We start from the raw sequence: 22646 nt of genomic DNA, 5'->3' as shown, positions 1-22646 counted from the left end.
TGGTGATTGAGTGATTATTGCAGAGGGATACACGTATGAAGTCATCGAAGATTATCGCGAAGCATTTAATGAAGAAGCTTTTTTAGAAAGATATAGTGAAATTCTTTCAAAATACGATTATATTATGGGAGACTGGGGTTACAATCAGCTCCGCTTAAAAGGATTTTTTGAGGATAGAAATAATAAAGCTACATTTGATACAAAAATAAGTACAATGAAAGATTACTTGTATGAATATTGTAATTTTGGCTGTGCATATTTTTTAGTGAAGAAAACTGGCGTAGCACCAAAAATAGTACCAGTTGAAACAGAGGAATTAGAACAAGAAAACCTTGAGCAGAATCAGTAATGATCTGCTCAAGGTTTTTTATGCTATAACCTGGTTGATTTCCGCGGGCGGACCGTGAGCCTCCTCGCTTCGCTGTGGGGTCTCACTTCGACACGCTTTTCCCGCTGGAGTCGCCGCCTTCCGCTCCAATCAACAGGCAGTTTTTGTCTACATAATGAACTGGTGATTATAATGGTTGTTTAGAAAAAGATGCATAAGGCAGACACAGAAATTGATGCGTAAAACCTTTCAACTCGCTAAATCTTGATTTTTACTTGGTTTTCGCCTTTTATACTCAATTTCTAAAGTACATATATATCATTGGGGAGACTTGAGAAAAAATAATAGCATTCATTGATAAAGAAGTGCTGAGCGGACGAAATTATATCTTCGTCCGCCTTATAAAGAGTAGAAAGCATCATATCTTTCATTATCCAAAACAAATGAATCAAGTCTTTACATATCCCAAGAGGGCGACAGACAAACTCCTCAGGTAATAGTATAGCTGAGGTTTAGTCCAAAGCACTCTGAAATCAGTGAAGACAAGATGCTAGTAACGGATGCCTTGCGCGATTTTAATTTAACAATTCTCTTAAGTAATCCCTTAATTCTCCAGCTTCTTCTTCAGTTCTATTATAAATATGCTCTAGATAGCCCGGTTCTTCTAAATCATCTGGTCCTAAAATGGCAGCACGGCCATATTGGATATCCATCACGAGTACTTTTCCAAAAAAGCGCGAACTTTGTACAATAGCTAAATCATAACGTTGGGATTCACCTGTAAAACCAACGAATCTTGTTTTTGTATCCTCTACATCATCATATAAGAAAAATCGTTCCACTTTGTAACACTCCTTCCTGCCCTTTAATTATGGTACTATAGAATAGAAGTTAATATCAACCGAACAAAAATTAGGAGGCATTTCGATGTATTTTGTGGATCGAAAAAAAATAAAAACTACTATCGCTCATATGGATGCTTTAATTGAATTACTAGAAGAAAAAACAGACTGGAATCGAGATGATATATCTAAGCTAGCGTTAGAACGGATTGGTCAAAATATGATTGAGTCCATTATAGATATAGGTAATTCAATGATTGACGGTTTTATCATGCGGGATCCAGGTGGGTACGATGATATTATAGACATTTTGACAGATGAGAAGGTAATCACAACGGATATGGATGCTCCTTTAAAAGAGGTAATTGATTATAGAAAAGTACTTGTCCGTGATTTTCATTCCATCAATCATTCGCAACTAATGGAAGTATTAATCTCTAATCTTTCTTATCTGAAACAATTTCCGAAAATGGTGGAAAGTTATATATTGAACGAATTAGGTCCAGTTTCTGCATTTTTACCAGAGGACTCTAATGTTAAATTATAAGGCGTATTGTTTAGATTTAGATGGCACAGTATATAAAGGGAAGACTCCGATAAAAGAAGCAGTTGAATTTGTTCACTTTTTACAAAGGAATGGAATTGACCCTCTTTTTGTAACGAACAATTCTTCCATGACGCAAAAGCAATTACAGCAAAAGTTATCGCTCATGGATATCCATACAAATGAAGATCATATTATCTCTTCATCCATTGCAGCTGCTAATTATATTAGTGAACACTATTATGGAAAATCTGTGTTTATGATTGGAGAAAATGGGTTACAAGAAGCGTTAGAATTGAAAAAAATTGATTGTACAGAAGATTTAGCTGATGTCGTTGTGATGGGGATTGATCATCATATCAATTATGAAAAACTTGCCACGGCTTGTCTTTCTATTCGTGCAGGAGCAGTATTTTTATCTACAAATAGTGATCATGCGTTCCCTAGTGAGAGGGGATTTCTTCCTGGAAATGGAGCTTTCACAAAACTAGTTGAACACTCTACTGGTGTGGAAGCTCTGTTTATGGGGAAACCCCAACCATTTATGTTAGAACTTATTCAAAAAAAGTTTGGCTTTAATAAAGATGAAATGGTTATGATCGGGGACAATTACGATACAGATATATTAACAGGAATTCATATGGGGATTCATACAGCACATGTAAATAGTGGAGTCACTCGAACAGAAATTGTTTCGCAGCAGTTGAAGAAACCCACATATCTCTTGGAATCATTAAGTGAATGGATAAGGTAAAAAGACTGCAGATTACTTTGCAGTCTTTTAAAATAAAGGATTTTCCTCGATGTATTTATATATGTTTTTTACAAGTTCACTTGGCGTTTCTGCTTCCACAACATCACCATTAACAATAGCGAAAAAAGTTTCGGAACACAGCGAGCAATAACTTAAACAACCATAGTCTAATACATCTAAGTTAGGATCTTGTTCCAAAATGTCAAATGCTTCCTGAGAACCATTTGCAAGGTTGCTTACACAAAATTCAACCATTGGATTCATAGCTGTCACCTCATTACTCCGTCATGCTACTCTTTTTTTTATCATCCGTCAATGTAGAAGTCTTATTGTGAAAACCATCACAATCATTTATAATTTGAATAGACATTGAAAGTTGAGGGAGAATTTTATGCGAAAATTAGTATTGTTAGGTGGAGGATATGGTAATATGCGAGTTTTACTTCGTCTATTGCCAAACAATTTGCCAGATGATGTTGAAATCACATTAATAGACAGAACACCATTTCATAGTTTAAAGACAGAATTTTATGCGTTGGCAGCTGGAACATCTCCAGATAATGAAATCCGCGTGGCATTTCCTGAAAACCAAAAATTAACGATTAAATACGGTGAAATTCTAGAAATTGATGTGGATAGTAAAGAAGTTTTATTAGCAGATGGACAATCAGTTCAATATGATGATTTAGTAATCGGTCTTGGATGTGAGGATAAATATCATGGAGTACCTGGTGCGGATGAATTTACGTATAGCATTCAAACGATTGGACGTTCTCGTGATACTTACAGCAAGCTAGGCGGTTTACCATCCGGTTCTGTAGTAGGAATTGTTGGCGCTGGACTTAGTGGAATTGAGCTTGCGAGTGAGCTTCGTGAAAGTCGTCCAGATTTAAGAATTAAATTATTTGACCGCAGTCCACGTGTATTAAGGGACTTCCCAGAGCGTTTGAGTAATTATGTGAAAAAATGGTTCGATTCAAATGATGTAGAAATTGTGAGTAACTCGAATATAACAAAAGTTGAAACAAATAAGTTATACAATCACGAAGAAATTATTCCTGTGGATGTTGTCGTTTGGACAGCAGGAATTCAACCAGCTGCTCCTGTGCGCGCATTACCAGGCGAAAAAGATAGTTCAGGGCGTGTCATATTGACGCAATATCATGATTTACCTGGATATGAAAATGTATTCGTAGTAGGCGATTGTGCTTCACTTCCGTTTGCACCAAGTGCTCAACTTGCAGAGGAACAAGCAGAACAAATCGTAAAAGTATTGCAAGCACGTTGGAAAAACATGCCTCTACCAGAAAAAATGCCAGAAATTAAGCTAAAAGGTTTCATGGGATCTCTTGGGAAGAAACAAGGTTTTGCTTATTTAGCGGATATTTCCGTGACAGGACGTATTGCAAGATTAATGAAGTCTGGATTACTTTGGATGTATAAGCGTCATAATGGCTAAACCTAAAAAGTAAGTTACAAGTAAAGATTGAGAAGCATTGTTACATTAATAATTAGGTTCTCTCTCTAACTTTATACAAGCGATTCATTCCTAGATTTTTAAAGGAATGAATCGCTTTTTGTATAATGGAAGAAAATAACTGTCTCATAGTCTATGTTTGGCTATAGAAATTGATAATTTAGAAATTTTTTAAAAAGTATATATGGTATAATTACCAAAAGTACCCAAGAAAACGTGGGAGCAAATGTGTAACCAAAATTCTTTTTTTGTTCTAGAAAACAGAAGTTGTAATTAATGGAGAGGATAAAGGAGCTATCATGGGATCTATATTGAACAATATTTCTCGTTTTTTCTTTGTTGTCATCGGATTAATACTGTTGAGTGCCTTTGTAGGATTATTTATAGATGGAATACAATTGGATATGGAGTTATTTGTAAAAAACATTATACATATAACAAAGTCACTCATTTTTCCTGAAAATTTAGTTGTAATTGGTTCTACAGGAATGGAATATTCTATTTTTATCAATTATTGGGGTTATTACTTTTACTCTATTACAATATTTCTTACCGCATTATTAGCTTCCGTAATTGTAGGTATTATTTTATCTTATTTTACAATTTTATTACCAACAAAGATTAATAAAATTATAGTTTTTATTGTTTCTTTATTAGAGTCACTGCCTGATTTATTTATAATAATCGCCATACAATTTTCTGTTTTATATTATTATAAGAAAACTGGAATTACCTTGTTTCCGATACTTAGTACATCTCAAACCAAACCATACATCTTACCTATAGTAGCTTTAGCTCTAATACCTTCTTTAATGGTATTCAAAATTATTCTATATTTAATAAATGATGAGTTGAAGAAATCATATATATTATTAGCTAAAAATAAAGGATTTGGCGATACTCATATTTTTTTCGTCCATGCATTAAGAAATGTTTTACCTAGTATTATTACCCATAGTAAATCCGTTATCTTATTACAGCTGTCTACAATGGTTATTTTTGAGAAGCTATTTAATATAAATGGGATAATCACTTACATTATTAGATTTCCAGAACCAAATGTCATTGCCTTCACCTTAATAATGATATACGTCCCTATTTACTTGTTCTATACACTTCTCTCTATATTTATTGAAAATAAAACAGGTCAAATGTTGGAATGGTGATATAAATGAGTATAATGAAAAGAACTTTTAGAAATAAGTTGTTTCTTTGTGGATTTAGTGTAATGGCTGGACTACTTTTAACGAGTTTACTATATTTTCTAATCTTTAATGATCGAATTCCTATTGCTCCGTTATTGTATGATAGTAGTGGGAAACCAATAAAGGGGCCATATAGTGGGAAGTTGTATCCGCCGTTAGGTGTAGATAACTTTGGAAGAAATATTGCTTTAGTGATGCTTATTGGTGTGAAATATACTATATTTGCGGCAACAGTTATAACTATTTTACGAGTTATACCTTCAATATTGTTTGGCTTTATTATTCATTTTTATTTAAAAAAAATTGAAAAACCTATTAAATATATTGCTGATTCTATTAATTACTTTCCAACTACTCTTTTAGTTTTTCTTCTTCTAGGTTGGTTAAGTCGTGAGAAGATATCATTTGAGGAGACCTCTCTATCTTTTTGGGGATTAATCTTGTTTTATATATTTATTTTTTCCGTTGTGTCAATTCCTTCTGTGTCTGTCTTAATCGCGAATGAGATAGGATTAATAAATAAGATGGAATTTATTCAATGCTCCCGTACGTTAGGAGCGAGTTCGAGTCATATAATCAAGAAACATATTCGTCCATTTTTAGTTCCTCAACTATTCATTATCTTTATTAGAGAATTTATTCAGACGTTACTTCTCATGTCTCACATGGGGATATTAGGGATATACATAACAGGATATGAAGTGAAGAGAGATTTATTTGATAATCCTAATCTTCTGTCTAAATCAAATGAGTGGGCAGGGGCTTTGGGCATGTGGTGGCATTTTCTTTGGACAATGTATCCGTGGATAGCATTTATACCAGTAGTTCTTATTGCTACATTAATTTTAGCATCTAAATGTATTTTAGATGGACTACAAAATGTTTTATCAACGGATGTGCGAATTTTAAAAGTAGTAGAAAATGAATCAAATGAAGAATTTAAAAATCTACGTCCATTTCAGTTATTAAAAACAAAACTCAATTAATGGGTTGTCAAAAAACGACAAGCAGAATACAAAATTCTGCTTGTCGTTTTATGATTCAGCTTCACTTACATATCCATATTTCTCAAGTGCAGCATATACTGGTTTTAATTGAATATAGCCTTCGCCAATGACCTCATCATTAATCATGACAAGTGGGTAAAAATATTCGTCATCGGCTATTCGGTTTGCGATATCTTGCTGTTTTTCATTCTCAATTGGTTGTTCGATATCGATATAGGTGAATGTTACTTGATGATTTGGAAACTTTCGGTCGATAGCAGCTTGTAGCCATTCGTATGTATCCCTAGAGGACGGTGCATTTACACAGCTGGCGCACATTATGTCTGCTCCATAAATTTCAATATTTAACGCTTGAGTGCCCATATTTGAAGATCTCCTTCGAATTCTTTATTGGATTTTTTCCTTACTTCACATTATAATGATTATAGTGAAAGGAGTCGATAGATATGACAGATACAATTAATGAACAAGTTCAAGAAGTTTTAGATAAATTACGCCCATTTTTACTACGTGATGGGGGAGACTGTGAACTTGTAGATGTTGAAGACGGTATTGTAAAACTACGCCTTTTAGGAGCTTGTGGGAGTTGCCCAAGTTCAACAATTACTTTAAAAGCAGGTATTGAACGCGCTTTACTGGAAGAAGTTCCAGGAATAATAGAAGTAGAACAAGTATTTTAATAAAATTTCTAAATGAGCCAGTTTAGATTTATTGAATGAAAAAGAAGCCTTAATGAAGGGCTTCTTTTTCTTTGCTCTCACGAATTTCCTGCCATCGTTCTTTTGCCATTTCAATTATTTTTGGTTCAATGGACGTATTTTGTTTTTCGATTACTTTAGAAAAGTAGCGGGTTGCAAATTCCATATCACCAATTCTTCTAGATAATTCGGCTATCAAGTAGAGCACACGTATTTCGGACATTTGTGTTCCACTATAATCTTCATTTGAATAGGAATCTACATAACGATCACGTGCTATTTCCATGAATCTTTTTTCTTGTTCTTCTTTATTTTGTAGTCGATATAACCAAGCAGTGCGTAATGCTAATCCAGCTAAATTAATGAATTTCTCTTTTTTTAATGAGCCACAGTGAATTCCTAATTTATATGCCATAATACCTTCGTCTATAGTTCTTTCATTACCTAAAGAGTGTGGAATCCATTTACTTGCAACCCCCTCCTGAATTATTTCTTTCACGCCGGGAGCAAAGTATTTTGTGAAATCGTCTGTGAATGAAAAACCACAATGCTCACAGACGAATACATTATAGAGTAATGGATTTACATCTTTGTTTTGATAGATAGGTTGAAAGTCCGTTTCATTTGATTCGACTTTAACAAACTTAGATCGTATTTTTGTTGTTTTAAATTTCTTTTTACAATGCAAACATTCTATATCTTTTTGATAATAAGGAGATAATTCCATTATTAAACCTCTTTTCGCCCAATTACTAACTAGTTCTATTATACTTGATTTCTTTGTTGAATGCTAAGTAATTATTATCATTCTTAAATATTAAGATTCCCTAAATAAAGTAATATTTTCGATGGTTATCACAAATTTTATAGGTTGTTTTCCTTGTCTCCAAAGTAAAAACATTGATATGATATAAAAAAAGAAGGAATGGTGATTCAGATGACAGAAGTTGTGATACTATCTGAAGCGGCAGCTTACCGCGTTAAAGAAATGATGAAGCATAACGAAGAAGAAGGCTCTATGCTTCGTGTTGCAGTAAATGGTGGTGGATGTAGCGGTCTTTCTTATGGAATGAGTTTTGAAAAAGAAAAACAAGAAGACGATATAGAACTTCACCAACATGGTATCGATATAGTAGTTTCTACAGAAGATGCATCCATATTAAATGGAACAACAATAGATTATAAAGAATCTTTAATGGGTGGCGGATTTACCATCGACAATCCAAACGCCATCGCTTCGTGTGGCTGTGGTTCTTCGTTTAGAACAGCTAAAAAAGAAGGTACTCCTGAGAGTTGTTAAACTTTCGTAGTTAAAATAACTTGTGACATAAGGATCTGTTTAACTTGAGTGTAGTTGTTCGTCAAATTAAGAAGCGTATTCGAAATTTCTCGAATACGCTTGTTTTTTCGAGCGACTAATAATTAATAAACGCCACCTTAAATTAATGACAATATTATTCTGAAATTGTACCCTTCAATTCGTAAAAGAAACTTCTACTATAAAGTGCGTGTAGTTTCCCCGTCAATTAATTTAAAATGAATATTAAACGATGTTCCTCCGTCAATATGTTTGGGAACATCTGATAATTTGAGTAATTCCTTCAAATGAATAGACTTTTTACGATTTGCTTCTATCGTAATATTATATGGACCAGCTAAATTCATGAGTGATTCCATTCGTACTTCATCTTCCATGAAAAATGAATCTAAAAATTCAAACTCAAATGATACTGCCTCATTGCTACGATTATGTAACACAAGGTTACATTCCCCATTTAATAAGTCTTCGCTCACATACTCAAAATTGCACTTGCCATTGCCATCGTATGAAATTGCTGTAATGCCACTTGCTAACGTTTCTTGGTACATTGTAATGAGAAGCTTTGGTAAAAATGCGTATACTATAACAACGAATACTATTGTTCGAATATGATATTTTTTTATGCCAATGACAAGTAAAGTCATGGCGATGATAAACAAAACGGACCCAATAATACCAAGCACTATATATCCATCTTGATTTCTGATTGGAAACGACATAAATATGGAACGTGCCTTTAACATTTCAGTATTAGGGAACGAGATATATAAATACATACATATACATAAAATTACAGCAGAACTAATGAGTGCTACTTTATTTCTTATCATTTTATCCCTCCACTCTAAATAAGGCTATTATCTTATTTCACTATAGACTATTATTCTACAAATATTCCTAAAAGCCTTGTAATGCTGTTATTTTTCTTAATGGAATCGTTGTGTTTGTTTCATTGATTGAGTATAAGTAACTTTCTATAGCAAATGTGCAAATACTACTTTTATCATTATCAAATGCAAGCGTATAAAGAAAATTAAACAAAAATAGTATTTCAAATATTTACAACACCTTTAAATTAACCCCTTCATCTGTAAATAACACAGTTGAAGGGGTTAATTTATCATCAATGTCTTTATCTAATTACTTTTTCGTAATATTTTTAATAACTTTATAATGCACAGACTCAAAGGTAAAAAAGTAAAAAAAAAATATTTATTTTTACAATAAAGTTTGGGTAAGATAGAGTAGCGATATTAACAATCTAAAACGGTCTTGATTAACAATCCAAACGCTATCGCTTCTTGTGGCTGTGGTTCTTCGTTTAGAACGGCTAAAAAAGAAGGTACGCTTGAGAGTTGTTAATCTCTTCTAAGGTCATAATAAGTATTCATGTGGAGTTATCAGTAAATTCAAACCTTAATAATACCTTAACAATGTGTTGAAATCATGTGATAAAAGGTCTAATATAGGAAGTAAGAGATTTTTTGTCGTAAACATGACAAAGAACGAGGCTTGCATGGTGAGATATGTTCATGTAGGTCTGCTAAAAAATATATTAAAGGTGGTTGCGATCTTCGTGAAAAGACCAACAATTCTAGTATTAGGTGCAGGATACGGTGGATTATCTACAGTAGTTAACCTTCAAAAAATAGTGGGTACTGATGAAGCAGATATTATTCTAGTAAACAAAAATGATTATCATTATGAATCTACATGGTTGCATGAAGCTTCTGCTGGTACATTACGTCCTGACCAAGTTCGATATGATGTAAAAGATGTTATTAATTCTAGCAAAGTTAAATTTGTAAAAGCAACGGTTGATGCAATTGATGTAAATACAAAAAAGATTTCAACTAGCGCTGGAGAATTTACATATGACTATTTAGTAATTGGTTTAGGCTTTGAAGGAGAAACATTTGGAATTACTGGCTTAGACAAATATGCACTTTCTATTGCTAACGTAAATGCTGCTCGCCAAATTCGTGATCATATTGAATATCAATTTGCAACATGGTCAACTGAGGAAACTCATGATGATAGCCGCTTAACAATCGTTGTTGGTGGAGCTGGATTCTCAGGTATTGAGTTTTTAGGTGAACTAGGAAATCGAATTCCTGAACTTTGTAAAGAATATGATGTGCCAAAAGAAAAAGTTCGCGTAGTTTGCGTTGAAGCTGCTCCAATGGTACTTCCAGGATTTGATCCTGAATTAGTGGAATATGCTGTAAGACAATTAGAGTCTAAAGGTATTGAATTCTCTATCGGAACACCGGTAGTTGAAGCAACTCCAGAAGGCGTTAAAATTAAAAAAGGCGAAGAAGAATTTGAATTTATCAAAGCTGGTACAGTTGTATGGGCAGCTGGAGTTCGAGGAAATCGTCTAATTGAATCTTCAGGCATTGAAAACATGCGCGCACGTGTAAAAGTAGAAAAAGATATGCGTGCTCCTGGTTTCCCAGATGTATTCATCGTTGGTGACTGTGCACTTATGATCAATGAAGAAGCTAACCGTCCATACCCACCAACAGCACAAATTGCAATGCAACAAGCAGTAACTGTTGCAAAAAATATTGTTGCACTAATGAAAGGGAATGAAACAGAAGAATTTGTTCCTGCTCTAAAAGGTACAGTATGTTCACTAGGAGAACATGATGCTATTGGTGATGTAATGGGTAAAAAAATTACGGGAACAAAAGCGTCTATCATGAAAAAAGTTATCGATAACCGTGCTTTATACATGATCGGTGGAGTTCCACTTGTGTTGAAAAAAGGTAAATTTTCTTTATAATTTCTATTAATAACGCTAAGCTCTCTCTGTATATATAATTACAGGGAGAGCTTTTTTAAAGGAGTTTTTATATGGCGAGAGAGGATAGAGGGAGTATTTGGTTGGGGGTAGCTGGATTAATCGTAAATGATCGTGGAGAGTGGCTAGTTGTAAAAAAAAGATACGGTGGACTTCATGGACGATGGTCATTTCCCGCAGGATTTGTAAACAAAGATGAAACAGTAGATGAGGCTGTACTTAGGGAAGTGAAAGAGGAAACAGGGGTAGATTGTAAAGTGATAAGCATGATTGGTTTTAGAAGTGGTGTCATTCGCAATAAAATCAGTGACAACATGGCTATTTTTCTACTTTCACCAATCGAAAAAGACCCAATTATACAAGCACAACTTTCAGAACTATATGAAGTACAATGGATACATCCAGATGAATTACGTGTAGATGAGGATTCTTCGATTTTGATTCAGGAACTGGCTCAAAAGAAAATAGCAGATGGTTTTGAAACAATGGAAGGCATTAACCCAGGGGATGTATTTGGTTATACTAGCTATAAACTATTCTTTTAACTTTTCTATGTAAATTATTGAGAAGTAGGAGAATTTACCGAAGCATAATTTAATTAAAAAATTAGTTGAAGTAGATAAAATACAAAAAAATTTAATAGTTCAGATTGAAGTAAAAAGGTTTCGTGAATGTTATAATTCCCGAAACTTTTTTTGATTTTTACCTTTTTTAGAGTTATGGATCGTGAAGTGACGCAATCACTTCACGATCCATAACTCTAGCGGTTATAGTGTAGCTTATGTTTTGCCCAAAGCGATCTGGAGAATATGAAGACCAGATGCGCTCAAGGACGCTTGAGCTTTTCTTATTTCTATTTGTTTACTCTCCCCAGAAAAAATTGTAAGAAAGACACATCAAACACCTTTCATATTTACAATAAATAAATAATATGATATATTATCTGAATATTAAAAATATAAGGAGGAGATTAAATGGAATATAAAAAAGAAACAAATCAAAATCATTGTCCTTACTGTAAGGGGAAAGGTTATTTCCAACTAAGATTAGGAGGATCTGAAACTTGTAGTCGTTGTAATGGATCAGGAAAAAAGGATGTTAGCCTAATTCGGTAACATGTACAGACTGGAGATATATGCTAAGAGGCAATTTATTATGACAAATAAGTGAAATCGAACAAGTACGTTGAATACTAGCCTCCGTTAAGGTAAACTATTTAAAGATGCTACGGAGGTAATAGATTATGGACTTTATGATCGTACAAATGATACTTTCAGTTCTTATATTTTTTGTAATGTTTTTCGGAATTGCCTTCTTATTGAATATGCTATTACGAATGACTTGGTTTATGGCTGTACTTTATCCATTAGTTGTAATACTCATTATTGATGAGGTACGCTTTTTTGATTACTTTACGAAAACAGGAACTGCTTTTTCTGCTTTAGGGCATAAAATTGTTTCACTCCATGCTGCAGATATTATTATTTTATCTAGTGGTTTAGTAGGGGCTATTGCAGCAGGTTTTGTCATGAAATATCTTCGAAAAAATGGATATCAAATGTTCTAAGAAGAAAGAGGATAACTCATCTAATGGGTTATCCTTTTTCTTTTTTTAAGAGATAAGAATGTATATGGATTGGGATGAGAAGAACAGTTTGATTTCCGATGCTGGCGGCTGTTCCCCGCCCAGGATCTTGATTTGCCTGCTAATCCCCTAGGATTCGCCGCCTTCCGCTCAAATCAACAGTGCAAATAAAGAGAATATGCTTCGTCGATATGAGGAACTGATATTTATCAATGGTCAAGTGGAAATAGAGAAAAATAGTTAGTTATTATTGATATAGAAGCGCTGAGCGGACGAAATTGTATCTTCGTCCGCTTTTAAAAGAGTAAGAAGGTATCTTATCTTCCATTATCCAAACCAAATGCATCATGTCTTCACATATTCAAAGAGGGCGAAAGACAAACATCTGCCACAAGATTACCAAAAAAGTGGATGGAGAAGTGACGTAGTCACTTCTCCATCCACAAAAATTCCCTCGGTAATAGTGTAGCTAATGTTTCGTCTAAAGCACTCTGGAAACGGTGAAGACATGATGCACTTAAAGGCTCTTGCACTTTTCTTATACTAAAGTGTTATATATTACAATTGAAATTGCAATACCAGTGAGTGCTCCCATTAAAACTTCGATTGGTTTATGACCAAGCAAGGTTTTTAGTTCCTTCATCTTTTCCTCGTTTTTCTTTTGAGCCCATCCTTTTGTTTGTTCAACAAATGTTTGAAAATCTGCACGCATTTGATTGATGATTATAGCTTGTTGACCAGCTTGAAAACGGACACCAGTTGCATCAAACATAACGATTACTGCAAAAACAGTAGCCACCGCAAAAAGTGGAGAATCTAGCCCAGTTTCAAATGCAATTGCAGTACAAAGGGAAGTTACAGCAGCTGAGTGAGAACTAGGCATTCCACCAGTAGAAGTGAATAATTTCCAGTCTAATTTCTTTGTCATTAAAAAATGAATCGGAATCTTTACAAATTGAGCAAAGAAAATAGAAAAAAGTGCAGCCCATAATGGAGTATTTTGGAGGATTGCCAAAGTAGACACCGCCTTTCATCTTAAACTTTAAGTAAGACTAGTATAACACATTCATACTATTCGAAAAATGTATCTTCTTCCTATATAATTAATATGTATTCGAATTTCAAGGAGGAAAAAGAATGATTATTAGCACTAATGCTGTTTTATTTGAGGAAGTTCAATCGGAAACGTTAGTAGTTGCTGTTTCCAAACACGTAGAAAATACTAGCAATTGGAACGATCTTCTAGAATGCTTTGGTTCACATATTATGGACTGGGTAAAAGATGGGGACATTTCTTCAGATCTTAAGAAGATTGTGAAAGTGCCTGTTGCAAATAAAGATGCTGTAAAAAGAATTCTCTTTGTTGGAATTGGAGATCGTAAACAATTAACACAAGACAATGTTCGTGAAATTTTTGGACTTGTTGGGAAAGAACTTTTATCAAGCAAGCCTGAATCTTTAGCAATTTGGGTTTCTTCATTCACAACAGAATCTATTTCTGAAGCAGATGTAGCTTATTTGGCAGCAGAGGGAATTGGTATGGGTTCTTTCACATATGAAGGATACAAAACAACTTCTAATGTGGCTGATTATTATTTACCTGCAATTGAATTATTAACAAATGATGATGAGGACGAAGTGGTATCTTATTTTGAAGTGGGAACCATTTATGCAGATGCTGTAAACGAAGCAAGAATATTAGTGAATACTCCAGGTAACGTTCTAACTTCTACCCAATTAGGTGAGTACGCAAGAGAACTTGGCGATACATATGACTTTGAAACCGAAATATTAGGGAAAAAGGAAATTGAAGAACTTGGTATGGGTGCTCTTCTTGCTGTCAATCAAGGATCTGTTGAAGAACCTCGATTAATAGTCTTGAAGTATCAAGCAACCGAAAAATGGGAAGATGTAGTAGCTCTTGTCGGTAAAGGAATTACATTCGATACAGGAGGCTACTCCATTAAAACTAAAACAGGTATTGTCGGTATGAAAGGCGACATGGGCGGTGCTGCTGCAGTGCTCGGAGCTATGCAAATAATCGGGGAACTCCGTCCAAACAAAAACGTACTTGCAGTTATTGCATCTACCGATAATATGATATCTGGTAATGCTTTTAAACCAGATGATGTCATAACTTCCATGAGTGGTAAGACGATTGAAATTTTAAACACGGATGCAGAAGGACGTTTAGTTCTTGCGGATGCTGTAACTTATGCAAAACAACAAGGTGCTGACTATATAGTAGATGTTGCGACACTTACAGGTGGAGTGATTACTGCACTTGGTTACGATAAAACTGGAGCCCTAACAAATAATGAAGCGTTTTTTGAAACGTTTATGGAGTCTTCCATTGAAACAGGAGAATTTACATGGAGATTACCTTTAACAGAAAATGATAAAAAACGTATTCGTAAAAGTGAAGTAGCGGATCTTAATAATTCACCTGGTGGAGATGGTCATATGATTTTCGGTGGTGGCTTTGTAGGAGAGTTCGTTGAAAATACACCTTGGATTCATTTAGACATCGCTGGAACATCTGATACAAAATCTCCACATGATTTTGGCCCTAAAGGGGGCACAGGTGTGATGGTTCGTACTCTTGCAACACTGATCGAAAGAATGGCAGACGAAGAGTAGGGCAAACGCACAGACCCACTTTCCCCAGTAGCATACACTGAGGGGAAAGGAGGAGAAGCATGGTAAGATTTCGGGGTGGAGGTTTTAGAGGTCCCGGTTTTGGCGGTTTTAGAGGTGGTTTTGGAAGACCCGGTTTCGGTTTTGGAAGACCTGGATTTGGTTTTGGAAGACCCGGATTTGGTTTTGGAGGATTCGGAAGCCCATTTGTAGGTGGCTTAGTAGGTGGTCTTGTAGGTTCTTCGTTAATTGGAGGGTTCGGATACCCAGGATACGGATACGGATACGGGGGATATCCATATTACCCACCTTACCCATATCCATACACATACCCATACTATGATGGTTTTTATTAATAATACAAAAAGCTTTTGCAACCGCAGATTTATGCGGATTGCAAAAGCTTTATTATTTTTCAAGTTCTCTTTTTTTCTTCACAACTTCAGCAAGATCATCTTGTACGGATTTATCCCACATTTTCACACCAGATAAATAAGCGGCTCTACCCATCATATGTCCACCAACTGGTCCAGTTACAAAAAGGAAGACTATTCCTAACAAAATGCGTGAGTTAAAACTACCTTCAATTAACCAAAAGTGAAGAAATACTCCGAGTAATATACTCATAACACCAAGAGTTGCACTTTTGGATGCTGCATGTGCACGTGAATATGCATCTGGAAGTCTTATTAATCCGATAGCAGTTACAAGGATAAAGATAGTTCCAAAAGAAATAGTAGCAATGATTAAAATATTAGCTATTACGGTCACGTTGAATAATTACTCCCTTCTCCGTGAATTTAGAAAAAGCAACTGTTCCAATGAAGGAAAGAATCGCTAGGAGCAAAATGACATCTAAAAAATATCCAGTATCAAAGAGAATGGAAATGAGCCCGATTAAAGATATAATACCAACCCCAATAGCATCTAATGCTATTACTCGGTCAGGAGTTGAAGGTCCCTTCACAAGGCGATATAAGAAGCCTAACAGCGATATACCTATAAGTACAACAATTACCCCAAAAAAGGTCGTCATGATTTGCTCACCTCCAAAATCGCCTTTTCAAATGTATCTTTGATTGAATTGATCGCATCATCTACGTTTTCAAAATCAATAGAATGAATATAAAGGGTTTTATTATCATCCGATATATCAATTACAATTGTGCCTGGCGTTAGTGTTATAAGACTGGACAAAAGTGTAATTTCCCAGTCTTTTTCAAGAACAGTAGGCATTGCAAATATAGCGGGGCGTATTGGCATCTTCGGTTTAATGATCAAGAGTAAAACGGAAATATTTGATAATGTTAGTTCTTTTAGGAATAATATAGTTAGTTTAAAAATAGCCCAAGTTCTATCCAAATAAAATCTAGAAGAAAAAGATTTTCGTAGCATCCATAGCATTAATAATCCAAGTAAATAGCCAATGATAAATGTTGTTGGTTTAAATGAAATGGATAAAAACATCCAAGTTAATGCGATTACAACATTCAATAATATTTGAAGAGCCATTATTTCACCCCTTTAAATACAGCATTCGTATAAACGGTAGGGTCGAGTAATACTGTTTTAGCGTCTTGCATAAATGGCACAATATATTCCGAACCAACTCCATAAAAAACGGTTAAGGCAACTAAACAAACTGCTGGGGTTAATAAATGACGATACGTTTTCGGATTAAGCTTCTGCACAACTTTCTCTTCACCCCAAAATGCATAGATGAAAATACGAATAACAGAAAGTAAAACAACTAAACTAGATGCAAGGATGAAAATGCTTTGCCAAATATACTCACCTTCAAATCCGCCTTGGACAATTAAGAGTTTTCCTATAAATCCACTTAGAGGAGGAATCCCAGCTAATCCAAATGCTGCAACTAGATAGCTCCATGCTAATGCGGGGTAACTCTTCATAAGTCCACCCATTTTTCGTAAATCGGATGTGCCGGTAATTTTGATAACTATACCGATTAATAAAAATAATGCACCTTTTATTAAAATATCATGGATTAAATAAAATATAGAACCAAGCATCCCATTTTCATTCATAATAGATGCTCCAAATAATATAACTCCAACTGCAATTACAATATTGTAAATAATTATTTGTTTTACATCGAAGTATGCTAGTGCGCCTATACAACCCGTAATGATTGTGATGATAGAAATAATCATGAGTAATTCATGTGTAAAGCCCACATCAGTTGTGAAGAACAATGTATACGTCCGTATAATGGCATAAACGCCTACTTTAGTTAATAACGCCCCAAAAAGAGTGAGTATTGGCATTGGTGGAGCTGCATATGATCCTGGTAACCAAAAGAATAGAGGGAAGATTGCCCCTTTAATACCAAACACGATAAGAAAAAGTACAGCGATCACAGTGATAATACCTGCTTGTCCAATTTCCGCAAGTTTCATAGAAATATCAGCCATATTCAAAGTACCGACAACAGAATATAAGTACCCTACAGTAATAACAAATAGGGAAGAGGAGACAATGTTCACGAGTATGTACTTAATAGATTCTTTTAACTGAGCTTTTTCTCCACCTAAAACAATGAGTACATAAGAGGACATTAACAGTACTTCAAAGAAAACGAACATATTGAAAATATCGCCGGTTGTGAAAGCACCGTTTACTCCAGTTAACATGAACATAATTGCTGGATAGTAAAATGCTTTCTCTCGGTCTTCTCCAATGGAAGTAAAACTGTACCAGACTACAAACAGAGCAATGATAAGGGAAGATGTCACTAATAATACAGAGAGCATATCCGATACCATCGTGATGCCAAATGGGGGAGCCCAACTACCTAATGTAAGGGTTTGAACTCCATCTGACTTTACTTTTATTAATAGCACGATTGCGGATGCCAGTGCTAATAAGAGTCCAATCATCACAGTTATTCTCTGAGCTCTCACTTTTTTAGGGAAAAACAATAAAATAGCTGCAAAAAGGAACGGGATGAGGACTGGAAGTAATAATAAATTAATCATTGTCTTCTGTTCCTTTCATTAATTCCATATTGTCTGTACCAACTTCTTTATATGTACGATAAGCAAGCACTAAAGAAAAAGCTGTTACACCAAAACTGATTACGATAGCAGTTAATATTAAAGCTTGTGGAATTGGATCAACATAATTGGTAACTCCATCTGTTAACACGGGAGCAGCCTTTCCATTTAAACCGCCCATCGTTAAAAGTAAGAGATGTGTTCCATGGCTTAATAAACCAGTTCCGATAATAATTCGAAGCAAACTTCTAGAAAGTATTAAATAAACGGCTGCCATGAATAGAAAGCCGATTAAAATGGACATTAATATTTCCATTATTCATCTCCTCCGATCATTTGAATAATGGTCATTGTAACTCCGACAACAACTAAGTAAACGCCTGTATCAAAAAACATCGCTGTATGAATCGAGGTTACCCCAAGAAGCGGTAAGTTGAAATCGCTATACACATGAGTAAAGAAAGGGACATTAAAGAAAATGGAACCAGCTGCAGTAGCAAGAGAGGTTAACAATCCAATTGCTGTCACCACTGTGTAGTTAACTGGTAGCATTTCTTTTACCGTTTTTAAGTCAAATGCTAGTAGTAATAAAACGATTGCACTAGACATTAATAACCCACCAACAAATCCTCCGCCTGGTGCATAATGGCCAGCAAAAAAGATATGGATAGAGAATAGAAAAATAATGAAGAAAACTACTTTAGTAGTCGTTTGGATAATTAAATCATTTGTTTTCAACTTTCCTATCTCCTTTCTTTTTGGCAAGGCGTAAAGTAATCATGCCGATGATTCCAAGTGAGGCAATCGTTAATACACTGATTTCGAACAATGTATCAAATCCACGATAATCTACTAAAATAACGTTTACGATATTCTTACCACCAGCCTCCGTATATACAGTGTCTTTATAATACTGAGAGATGGAAAGAATAAGTTTTTGAGAGTGAGATGAAATAGCAATTAACGTAACCATCACACCAACTCCAAGTGCAATAATAAAATTACCTAAACGGAAACGACGATCTTCTTTTCTTTTTTCGTGTGTATTCATTTTCGGTAAATGATAAAATGCACCTAAAAATAACGCTACTGACACTGTTTCGATTACTAATTGGGTTAATGCAAGATCAGGGGCTTTAAACAGAATATAGAACAATGCAACAGTGTAACCTACAGCTCCAAGTGCGATAATAGCAGTAAGTCTTGATTTTGTAACTAGAATAGTAATAGTACTAATAACTAAAATAATCGAAATTAGTATTTCAAAGAAACGAATAGGTGCTAGATTATCAAAACTAATAGCGAATGCATCTTTAAACCACATCGTCCCACCAAGCAATACAATGATTGCAGCAAACATGTATACAAAATAGGAACGGATAGAGCCAGTCATATACATGGATGAGAAACGATTAGCTCCTCCATCCGCAAGGCGCGTCAAACCATCATACATATTGTTTAAAGTAAATTTAGATGGCAGTTTTTCGTAAACTGGAGACCATTTTGGAATCGTTTTAAATAATATAAAACCAACTAAAAATATTCCAAGCGTCATATACAAAGCAGGGGAGTGAAACCCATGCCAAGCTCTAATCGTAAATCCAACATCTGCTGGAACTCTGTAAACTAAAGGTTGTATAGCTGCTACTGCTGGTTTAATAAATGTACGCCCAACAAAATTTGGAACAAAGAATATTACTAAGACAAGTGTAGCTAATATTCCAGGTGACAAGAGCATTCCAATTGGAGCTTCGTGTGCTGCTTTGGGTAATTGTTCGGGTTTATGTTTTCCTCGAAATGTATGAAATACAAAATACAAGCTATATACAAATGTAAATACACTTGCAATCCATGCAATAACAGGGAACAAAATGCTCCAAGAATCCATTGAATAAAGATCAAAATGTTGTAGATTTAGTACAGCATCTAAAAACATTTCTTTACTCAAAAATCCGTTGAACGGTGGAACTCCAGCCATTGACAAACTTCCTATTAAGGCAATCGTGAAGCTTATTGGCATTAAACTCATTAACCCACCAAGTTTCCGGATATCTCTCGTCCCAGTTTCATGGTCAACTATTCCAGCAATCATAAACAAACTTCCTTTAAAAGTCGCATGATTGATTAGATGAAAAATGGCTGCAAACGTTGCAAATGTAAAAGTAGTTACCAAATCTCCTGTGACATGATAAGCAACCGAACCAATTCCTAATAGGGACATGATTAAACCAAGTTGACTAACGGTAGAAAAAGCAAGAATCGCTTTTAAATCTGTTTGCTTAATAGCAAAGAAAGAACCCCAGAATAATGTAAGAATTCCTATTCCAGTTACAAGCCAAACCCAAACTTCAGAAAAAGCAAAAATTGGAGTAAATCTAGCGACTAAATATAATCCAGCTTTGACCATCGTAGCTGAGTGTAAATAGGCGCTAACTGGCGTTGGGGCTTCCATTGCATCCGGTAACCAAATGTAAAAAGGAAACTGTGCAGATTTTGTAAATGCTCCAAGTAACACTAGTACAAGAGCCAATACAAAAAGGTCTCGTCCAGCAAGCGCTGGAGTTTGTCCAATCAGTTCACGAATGGAGAAAGTGTCACCAATGATTCCTAGTATTAAGAACCCTCCAAACATCATAAGTCCGCCAAATACAGTGATCATCATCGATTTTAATGCCCCAAAACGAGAAGCATCTCTCGTATACCAATATCCGATTAGAAGAAAAGAGGATATGGACGTTAATTCCCAAAAGAAATACAAACTGATTAAATTGTCAGATTGAACGACTCCTAGCATTGCGCTCATAAAAATTAATAAGTATACGTAGAAATTTCCAAGCATTTCTTTTTTCTTATCTAAATAAAAAATGGAGTATAAAATTACTAAGGATCCAATCCCAGTAATTAATAAAGAAAAAAGTAAGCTTAATCCGTCTATGTAAGAAACTAAGTATATTCCAAGAGAAGGAATCCAAGGTAGCTCTTGTATACTGGTGGTTCCACCCATAATAGCTGGTAGGTAGGAAGCATAAAAAAAGACCAATGTCACCGGAACAATTAAAACAAACCATCCTGTGTGAATACTTGGAGCTTTCTTAAATATAAAAGGAATCACCAGTGCAACAACAATCGGAATGAATATTGCAAAAACTAAGGACAAAGGAATCCTCCTTTCAAAAGTATGTATTTAAATGCATCCTAAAAATTATAACGTAAAAGTGAGGTAAATGCATGGCAAAGTAACTGAAAGCTACTTGCAGAATGTACCTTTTCTTCGATATGATACAAAAGTGTACATAATTAAAATATGAGGAGCAGTTATGAAGAACCCATATGTGTTTGGATTTTTACCTTTAATTACCATTTTATTATTCAGTTTATCTTTTTCCATCTTTACAATGAATAAAGCACTGGATCTTTTTAAAGTTATCGGTGTCTATAGTGGTATGAGAGAGTTTCTGTCGGATTTGGAATTGAAGTTATTTTTACTCATTATTTTTGCACTCATTTATTTTATGCTTTTTTCTGCTTTCAAGTTAATTGCTGAAACGATTCATGAATTAGGTATGTTATTTTTCTCGAGGGATTTAGAGGGTAAGACAATTTCACAAGCTCGAGGCGGGTACGTTATCTTTTTTATTGGAGCGGTGGTTTCTGCAATAGGTTTTCAATCCCTTCCAATATTGCTTGTGGTCTTTCTTTCGACAGCATTCATTTATTTTGTCTATGTCGTATTTAAATTAAGCAGTTCAATGAGTTTGATGGGGACAGTGGGTTTGATCATGTTTGAGATACTTGTTTGGAGCCTTTTTTTAGCATTAGTAATCTATGTCATTATTAAACTTTATAACGGAGTAATGGCAAGCTTACCATTTCTTTAATATCAGAAAAAGATTCATTTAAATTTATATGTGATGAACAACTTGCTTTCCGTTCCGGCGCTCGCTTTCCGCGGGCATGGCTTGAGCCTCCTCGTTCGCTTCGCTACCTGCGGGGTCTCAAGACTCATGCAATTCTCGCAGGAGTCGAGCACCTGCACTCCAAACAACAACGAACACTAATCAAGGGGACTTATCAATAACCTTTAAAATTAATTACTTTATTAGGAATTTCTACTTAAGCATTATGTCTTCATATATTCCAGGAGTGCCAAGGACAACTCCACATCGTGTGGCAACGCCTTCGTGACCAATATCCTGTTGGCCTCCGACTGGAGTCGCCACCTTTCACTACAATCCATTAAGTGAGTACTTGTCATTGTTTATCAATAGGGCAAGTGGAACCATAAAAAATAGATAGTAACCATTAATAAAGAAGCGTTGAGCGGACGAAATTGCATCTTCGTCCGCTTTTAAAAGTATAGGAAAGGATATATTCACTCATTATCCAAACCTAATGCACCTAGTATCTACACATCTCAAGAGGGCG

At 35.0% G+C, this 22646-nt stretch carries 28 protein-coding genes and 1 pseudogene; 16 read left to right on the top strand and 13 right to left on the bottom strand.

Translation table 11 applies throughout. The features are described from left to right. Positions 1–10 precede the first annotated feature (10 nt). Positions 11–349, top strand: coding sequence for a YutD family protein (locus ACFVR1_RS17275; protein WP_387585799.1), 339 nt, complete (start codon positions 11–13; stop codon positions 347–349). 554 nt (positions 350–903) lie between these two features. Here the strand turns inward: ACFVR1_RS17275 and ACFVR1_RS17270 are convergent. Beyond that, a complete protein-coding gene (locus tag ACFVR1_RS17270; RefSeq protein WP_387585797.1) occupies positions 904–1170 on the bottom strand; it encodes a DUF3055 domain-containing protein in 267 nt (88 codons plus the stop codon). 85 nt (positions 1171–1255) lie between these two features. On the opposite strand from ACFVR1_RS17270, the gene ACFVR1_RS17265 reads away from it, so the two are divergent. Both ACFVR1_RS17265 and ACFVR1_RS17260 read left to right on the top strand, forming a co-directional pair. After that, positions 1256–1717 carry a DUF86 domain-containing protein gene (locus ACFVR1_RS17265; protein WP_387585795.1) on the top strand — a complete coding sequence of 154 codons (462 nt, stop codon included), beginning with the start codon at positions 1256–1258 and terminating at the stop codon, positions 1715–1717. Next, a complete protein-coding gene (locus ACFVR1_RS17260; RefSeq protein ID WP_387585794.1) occupies positions 1704–2468 on the top strand; it encodes a TIGR01457 family HAD-type hydrolase in 765 nt (254 codons plus the stop codon). The genes ACFVR1_RS17265 and ACFVR1_RS17260 overlap by 14 nt, the downstream gene beginning before the upstream one ends. Before the next feature lie 27 nt (positions 2469–2495). On the opposite strand, the gene ACFVR1_RS17255 is transcribed toward ACFVR1_RS17260, so the two are convergent. Next, positions 2496–2732 carry a YuzB family protein gene (locus ACFVR1_RS17255; protein ID WP_387585845.1) on the bottom strand — a complete coding sequence of 79 codons (237 nt, stop codon included), beginning with the start codon at positions 2730–2732 and terminating at the stop codon, positions 2496–2498. A 127-nt stretch (positions 2733–2859) separates the two neighbouring features. Here ACFVR1_RS17255 and ACFVR1_RS17250 point away from each other — a divergent pair, with 127 nt between their 5' ends. From ACFVR1_RS17250 to ACFVR1_RS17240, 3 genes are all read left to right on the top strand, one after another. Further along, positions 2860–3927, top strand: coding sequence for an NAD(P)/FAD-dependent oxidoreductase (locus ACFVR1_RS17250; RefSeq protein ID WP_387585793.1), 1068 nt, complete (start codon positions 2860–2862; stop codon positions 3925–3927). Between the two features lie 317 nt (positions 3928–4244). Next, positions 4245–5111: an ABC transporter permease subunit gene (locus ACFVR1_RS17245; protein WP_387585792.1), complete on the top strand. Its 867-nt coding sequence runs from the start codon at positions 4245–4247 to the stop codon at positions 5109–5111. 5 nt (positions 5112–5116) lie between these two features. Beyond that, positions 5117–6136 (top strand): peptide ABC transporter permease, encoded by a 1020-nt coding sequence (locus ACFVR1_RS17240; RefSeq protein WP_387585791.1) that lies wholly within the window; start codon positions 5117–5119, stop codon positions 6134–6136. A 48-nt stretch (positions 6137–6184) separates the two neighbouring features. Here the strand turns inward: ACFVR1_RS17240 and ACFVR1_RS17235 are convergent, their stop codons facing one another. Then, positions 6185–6520 (bottom strand): YuzD family protein, encoded by a 336-nt coding sequence (locus ACFVR1_RS17235; protein WP_387585789.1) that lies wholly within the window; start codon positions 6518–6520, stop codon positions 6185–6187. Positions 6521–6603: 83 nt separating this feature from the next. On the opposite strand from ACFVR1_RS17235, the gene ACFVR1_RS17230 reads away from it, so the two are divergent. Then, positions 6604–6837 carry a NifU family protein gene (locus ACFVR1_RS17230; RefSeq protein WP_387585788.1) on the top strand — a complete coding sequence of 78 codons (234 nt, stop codon included), beginning with the start codon at positions 6604–6606 and terminating at the stop codon, positions 6835–6837. A 49-nt stretch (positions 6838–6886) separates the two neighbouring features. On the opposite strand, the gene ACFVR1_RS17225 is transcribed toward ACFVR1_RS17230, so the two are convergent. Continuing rightward, positions 6887–7582, bottom strand: coding sequence for a DUF2225 domain-containing protein (locus tag ACFVR1_RS17225; protein ID WP_387585786.1), 696 nt, complete (start codon positions 7580–7582; stop codon positions 6887–6889). 210 nt (positions 7583–7792) lie between these two features. On the opposite strand from ACFVR1_RS17225, the gene ACFVR1_RS17220 reads away from it, so the two are divergent. After that, positions 7793–8155, top strand: coding sequence for a HesB/IscA family protein (locus ACFVR1_RS17220; protein WP_387585785.1), 363 nt, complete (start codon positions 7793–7795; stop codon positions 8153–8155). 197 nt (positions 8156–8352) lie between these two features. Here the strand turns inward: ACFVR1_RS17220 and ACFVR1_RS17215 are convergent, their stop codons facing one another. Continuing rightward, entirely contained in the window at positions 8353–9006 is a 654-nt protein-coding gene (locus ACFVR1_RS17215; RefSeq protein WP_387585784.1) for a hypothetical protein, read from the bottom strand. Positions 9007–9451: 445 nt separating this feature from the next. Between ACFVR1_RS17215 and ACFVR1_RS17210 the strand changes: the two are divergent. The 5 genes and pseudogenes from ACFVR1_RS17210 to ACFVR1_RS17190 form a co-directional block, all read left to right on the top strand. Then, a pseudogene (locus ACFVR1_RS17210) lies at positions 9452–9538 on the top strand (iron-sulfur cluster assembly accessory protein); the annotation flags it as partial. A gap of 214 nt (positions 9539–9752) precedes the next feature. Beyond that, entirely contained in the window at positions 9753–10964 is a 1212-nt protein-coding gene (locus tag ACFVR1_RS17205) for an NAD(P)/FAD-dependent oxidoreductase (RefSeq protein WP_387585783.1), read from the top strand. Positions 10965–11035: 71 nt separating this feature from the next. Continuing rightward, positions 11036–11527 carry an NUDIX domain-containing protein gene (locus tag ACFVR1_RS17200; protein ID WP_387585782.1) on the top strand — a complete coding sequence of 164 codons (492 nt, stop codon included), beginning with the start codon at positions 11036–11038 and terminating at the stop codon, positions 11525–11527. 429 nt (positions 11528–11956) lie between these two features. Further along, a complete protein-coding gene (locus tag ACFVR1_RS17195; RefSeq protein ID WP_387585780.1) occupies positions 11957–12097 on the top strand; it encodes a YuiA family protein in 141 nt (46 codons plus the stop codon). Between the two features lie 128 nt (positions 12098–12225). Then, entirely contained in the window at positions 12226–12549 is a 324-nt protein-coding gene (locus ACFVR1_RS17190) for a YuiB family protein (RefSeq protein ID WP_387585779.1), read from the top strand. A gap of 556 nt (positions 12550–13105) precedes the next feature. Here ACFVR1_RS17190 and ACFVR1_RS17185 read toward each other — a convergent pair. Further along, entirely contained in the window at positions 13106–13582 is a 477-nt protein-coding gene (locus ACFVR1_RS17185) for a divergent PAP2 family protein (protein WP_387585777.1), read from the bottom strand. Between the two features lie 122 nt (positions 13583–13704). On the opposite strand from ACFVR1_RS17185, the gene ACFVR1_RS17180 reads away from it, so the two are divergent. Continuing rightward, on the top strand, positions 13705–15207 hold the full coding sequence (locus ACFVR1_RS17180; protein WP_387585775.1) for a leucyl aminopeptidase: 1503 nt from the start codon (positions 13705–13707) through the stop codon (positions 15205–15207). A 59-nt stretch (positions 15208–15266) separates the two neighbouring features. Then, positions 15267–15560 (top strand): hypothetical protein, encoded by a 294-nt coding sequence (locus ACFVR1_RS17175; RefSeq protein WP_387585774.1) that lies wholly within the window; start codon positions 15267–15269, stop codon positions 15558–15560. 52 nt (positions 15561–15612) lie between these two features. On the opposite strand, the gene mnhG is transcribed toward ACFVR1_RS17175, so the two are convergent. The 7 genes from mnhG to ACFVR1_RS17140 are packed head-to-tail and all read right to left on the bottom strand — an operon-like array spanning position 15613 to position 21378. Next, positions 15613–15975, bottom strand: a complete 363-nt coding sequence (gene mnhG / locus ACFVR1_RS17170; protein WP_387585772.1) for a monovalent cation/H(+) antiporter subunit G — start codon at positions 15973–15975, stop codon at positions 15613–15615. Next, the gene (locus ACFVR1_RS17165; RefSeq protein WP_387585770.1) at positions 15959–16240 is read right to left on the bottom strand and encodes a Na(+)/H(+) antiporter subunit F1; all 282 of its coding nucleotides are present in this window, start codon (positions 16238–16240) and stop codon (positions 15959–15961) included. The genes mnhG and ACFVR1_RS17165 overlap by 17 nt, the downstream gene beginning before the upstream one ends. After that, on the bottom strand, positions 16237–16716 hold the full coding sequence (locus ACFVR1_RS17160) for a Na+/H+ antiporter subunit E (protein ID WP_387585768.1): 480 nt from the start codon (positions 16714–16716) through the stop codon (positions 16237–16239). The genes ACFVR1_RS17165 and ACFVR1_RS17160 overlap by 4 nt, the downstream gene beginning before the upstream one ends. Beyond that, a complete protein-coding gene (locus ACFVR1_RS17155; protein ID WP_387585767.1) occupies positions 16716–18203 on the bottom strand; it encodes a Na+/H+ antiporter subunit D in 1488 nt (495 codons plus the stop codon). The genes ACFVR1_RS17160 and ACFVR1_RS17155 overlap by 1 nt, the downstream gene beginning before the upstream one ends. Then, positions 18196–18537 carry a Na(+)/H(+) antiporter subunit C gene (locus tag ACFVR1_RS17150; protein WP_387585766.1) on the bottom strand — a complete coding sequence of 114 codons (342 nt, stop codon included), beginning with the start codon at positions 18535–18537 and terminating at the stop codon, positions 18196–18198. The genes ACFVR1_RS17155 and ACFVR1_RS17150 overlap by 8 nt, the downstream gene beginning before the upstream one ends. Next, positions 18537–18959 (bottom strand): Na(+)/H(+) antiporter subunit B, encoded by a 423-nt coding sequence (locus ACFVR1_RS17145; protein WP_387585764.1) that lies wholly within the window; start codon positions 18957–18959, stop codon positions 18537–18539. The genes ACFVR1_RS17150 and ACFVR1_RS17145 overlap by 1 nt, the downstream gene beginning before the upstream one ends. After that, on the bottom strand, positions 18946–21378 hold the full coding sequence (locus ACFVR1_RS17140; protein WP_387585762.1) for a Na+/H+ antiporter subunit A: 2433 nt from the start codon (positions 21376–21378) through the stop codon (positions 18946–18948). The genes ACFVR1_RS17145 and ACFVR1_RS17140 overlap by 14 nt, the downstream gene beginning before the upstream one ends. A 160-nt stretch (positions 21379–21538) precedes the next feature. Between ACFVR1_RS17140 and ACFVR1_RS17135 the strand changes: the two genes are divergently transcribed. After that, positions 21539–22099 carry a DUF5366 family protein gene (locus tag ACFVR1_RS17135; protein ID WP_387585760.1) on the top strand — a complete coding sequence of 187 codons (561 nt, stop codon included), beginning with the start codon at positions 21539–21541 and terminating at the stop codon, positions 22097–22099. Positions 22100–22646 lie beyond the last annotated feature (547 nt).

Source organism: Psychrobacillus sp. NPDC058041 (assembly GCF_042885655.1).
In the GTDB taxonomy this organism is placed as follows: domain Bacteria; phylum Bacillota; class Bacilli; order Bacillales_A; family Planococcaceae; genus Psychrobacillus.
Note: the sequence above shows the minus strand (reverse complement) of the source record. Positions and strands in the feature narration are given on the sequence as shown.

Bases quoted from the DNA above. Each gene is read 5' to 3' on its own strand.
- ACFVR1_RS17265 (WP_387585795.1), top strand. From the start codon at position 1,256: ATGTATTTTGTGGATCGAAAAAAAATAAAAACTACTATCGCTCATATG.
- ACFVR1_RS17260 (WP_387585794.1), top strand. From the start codon at position 1,704: ATGTTAAATTATAAGGCGTATTGTTTAGATTTAGATGGCACAGTATAT.
- ACFVR1_RS17255 (WP_387585845.1), bottom strand. From the start codon at position 2,732: ATGAATCCAATGGTTGAATTTTGTGTAAGCAACCTTGCAAATGGTTCT.
- ACFVR1_RS17250 (WP_387585793.1), top strand. From the start codon at position 2,860: ATGCGAAAATTAGTATTGTTAGGTGGAGGATATGGTAATATGCGAGTT.
- ACFVR1_RS17245 (WP_387585792.1), top strand. From the start codon at position 4,245: ATGGGATCTATATTGAACAATATTTCTCGTTTTTTCTTTGTTGTCATC.
- ACFVR1_RS17240 (WP_387585791.1), top strand. From the start codon at position 5,117: ATGAGTATAATGAAAAGAACTTTTAGAAATAAGTTGTTTCTTTGTGGA.
- ACFVR1_RS17235 (WP_387585789.1), bottom strand. From the start codon at position 6,520: ATGGGCACTCAAGCGTTAAATATTGAAATTTATGGAGCAGACATAATG.
- ACFVR1_RS17230 (WP_387585788.1), top strand. From the start codon at position 6,604: ATGACAGATACAATTAATGAACAAGTTCAAGAAGTTTTAGATAAATTA.
- ACFVR1_RS17225 (WP_387585786.1), bottom strand. From the start codon at position 7,582: ATGGAATTATCTCCTTATTATCAAAAAGATATAGAATGTTTGCATTGT.
- ACFVR1_RS17220 (WP_387585785.1), top strand. From the start codon at position 7,793: ATGACAGAAGTTGTGATACTATCTGAAGCGGCAGCTTACCGCGTTAAA.
- ACFVR1_RS17215 (WP_387585784.1), bottom strand. From the start codon at position 9,006: ATGATAAGAAATAAAGTAGCACTCATTAGTTCTGCTGTAATTTTATGT.
- ACFVR1_RS17200 (WP_387585782.1), top strand. From the start codon at position 11,036: ATGGCGAGAGAGGATAGAGGGAGTATTTGGTTGGGGGTAGCTGGATTA.
- ACFVR1_RS17195 (WP_387585780.1), top strand. From the start codon at position 11,957: ATGGAATATAAAAAAGAAACAAATCAAAATCATTGTCCTTACTGTAAG.
- ACFVR1_RS17190 (WP_387585779.1), top strand. From the start codon at position 12,226: ATGGACTTTATGATCGTACAAATGATACTTTCAGTTCTTATATTTTTT.
- ACFVR1_RS17180 (WP_387585775.1), top strand. From the start codon at position 13,705: ATGATTATTAGCACTAATGCTGTTTTATTTGAGGAAGTTCAATCGGAA.
- ACFVR1_RS17175 (WP_387585774.1), top strand. From the start codon at position 15,267: ATGGTAAGATTTCGGGGTGGAGGTTTTAGAGGTCCCGGTTTTGGCGGT.
- ACFVR1_RS17165 (WP_387585770.1), bottom strand. From the start codon at position 16,240: ATGACGACCTTTTTTGGGGTAATTGTTGTACTTATAGGTATATCGCTG.
- ACFVR1_RS17160 (WP_387585768.1), bottom strand. From the start codon at position 16,716: ATGGCTCTTCAAATATTATTGAATGTTGTAATCGCATTAACTTGGATG.
- ACFVR1_RS17155 (WP_387585767.1), bottom strand. From the start codon at position 18,203: ATGATTAATTTATTATTACTTCCAGTCCTCATCCCGTTCCTTTTTGCA.
- ACFVR1_RS17150 (WP_387585766.1), bottom strand. From the start codon at position 18,537: ATGGAAATATTAATGTCCATTTTAATCGGCTTTCTATTCATGGCAGCC.
- ACFVR1_RS17135 (WP_387585760.1), top strand. From the start codon at position 21,539: ATGAAGAACCCATATGTGTTTGGATTTTTACCTTTAATTACCATTTTA.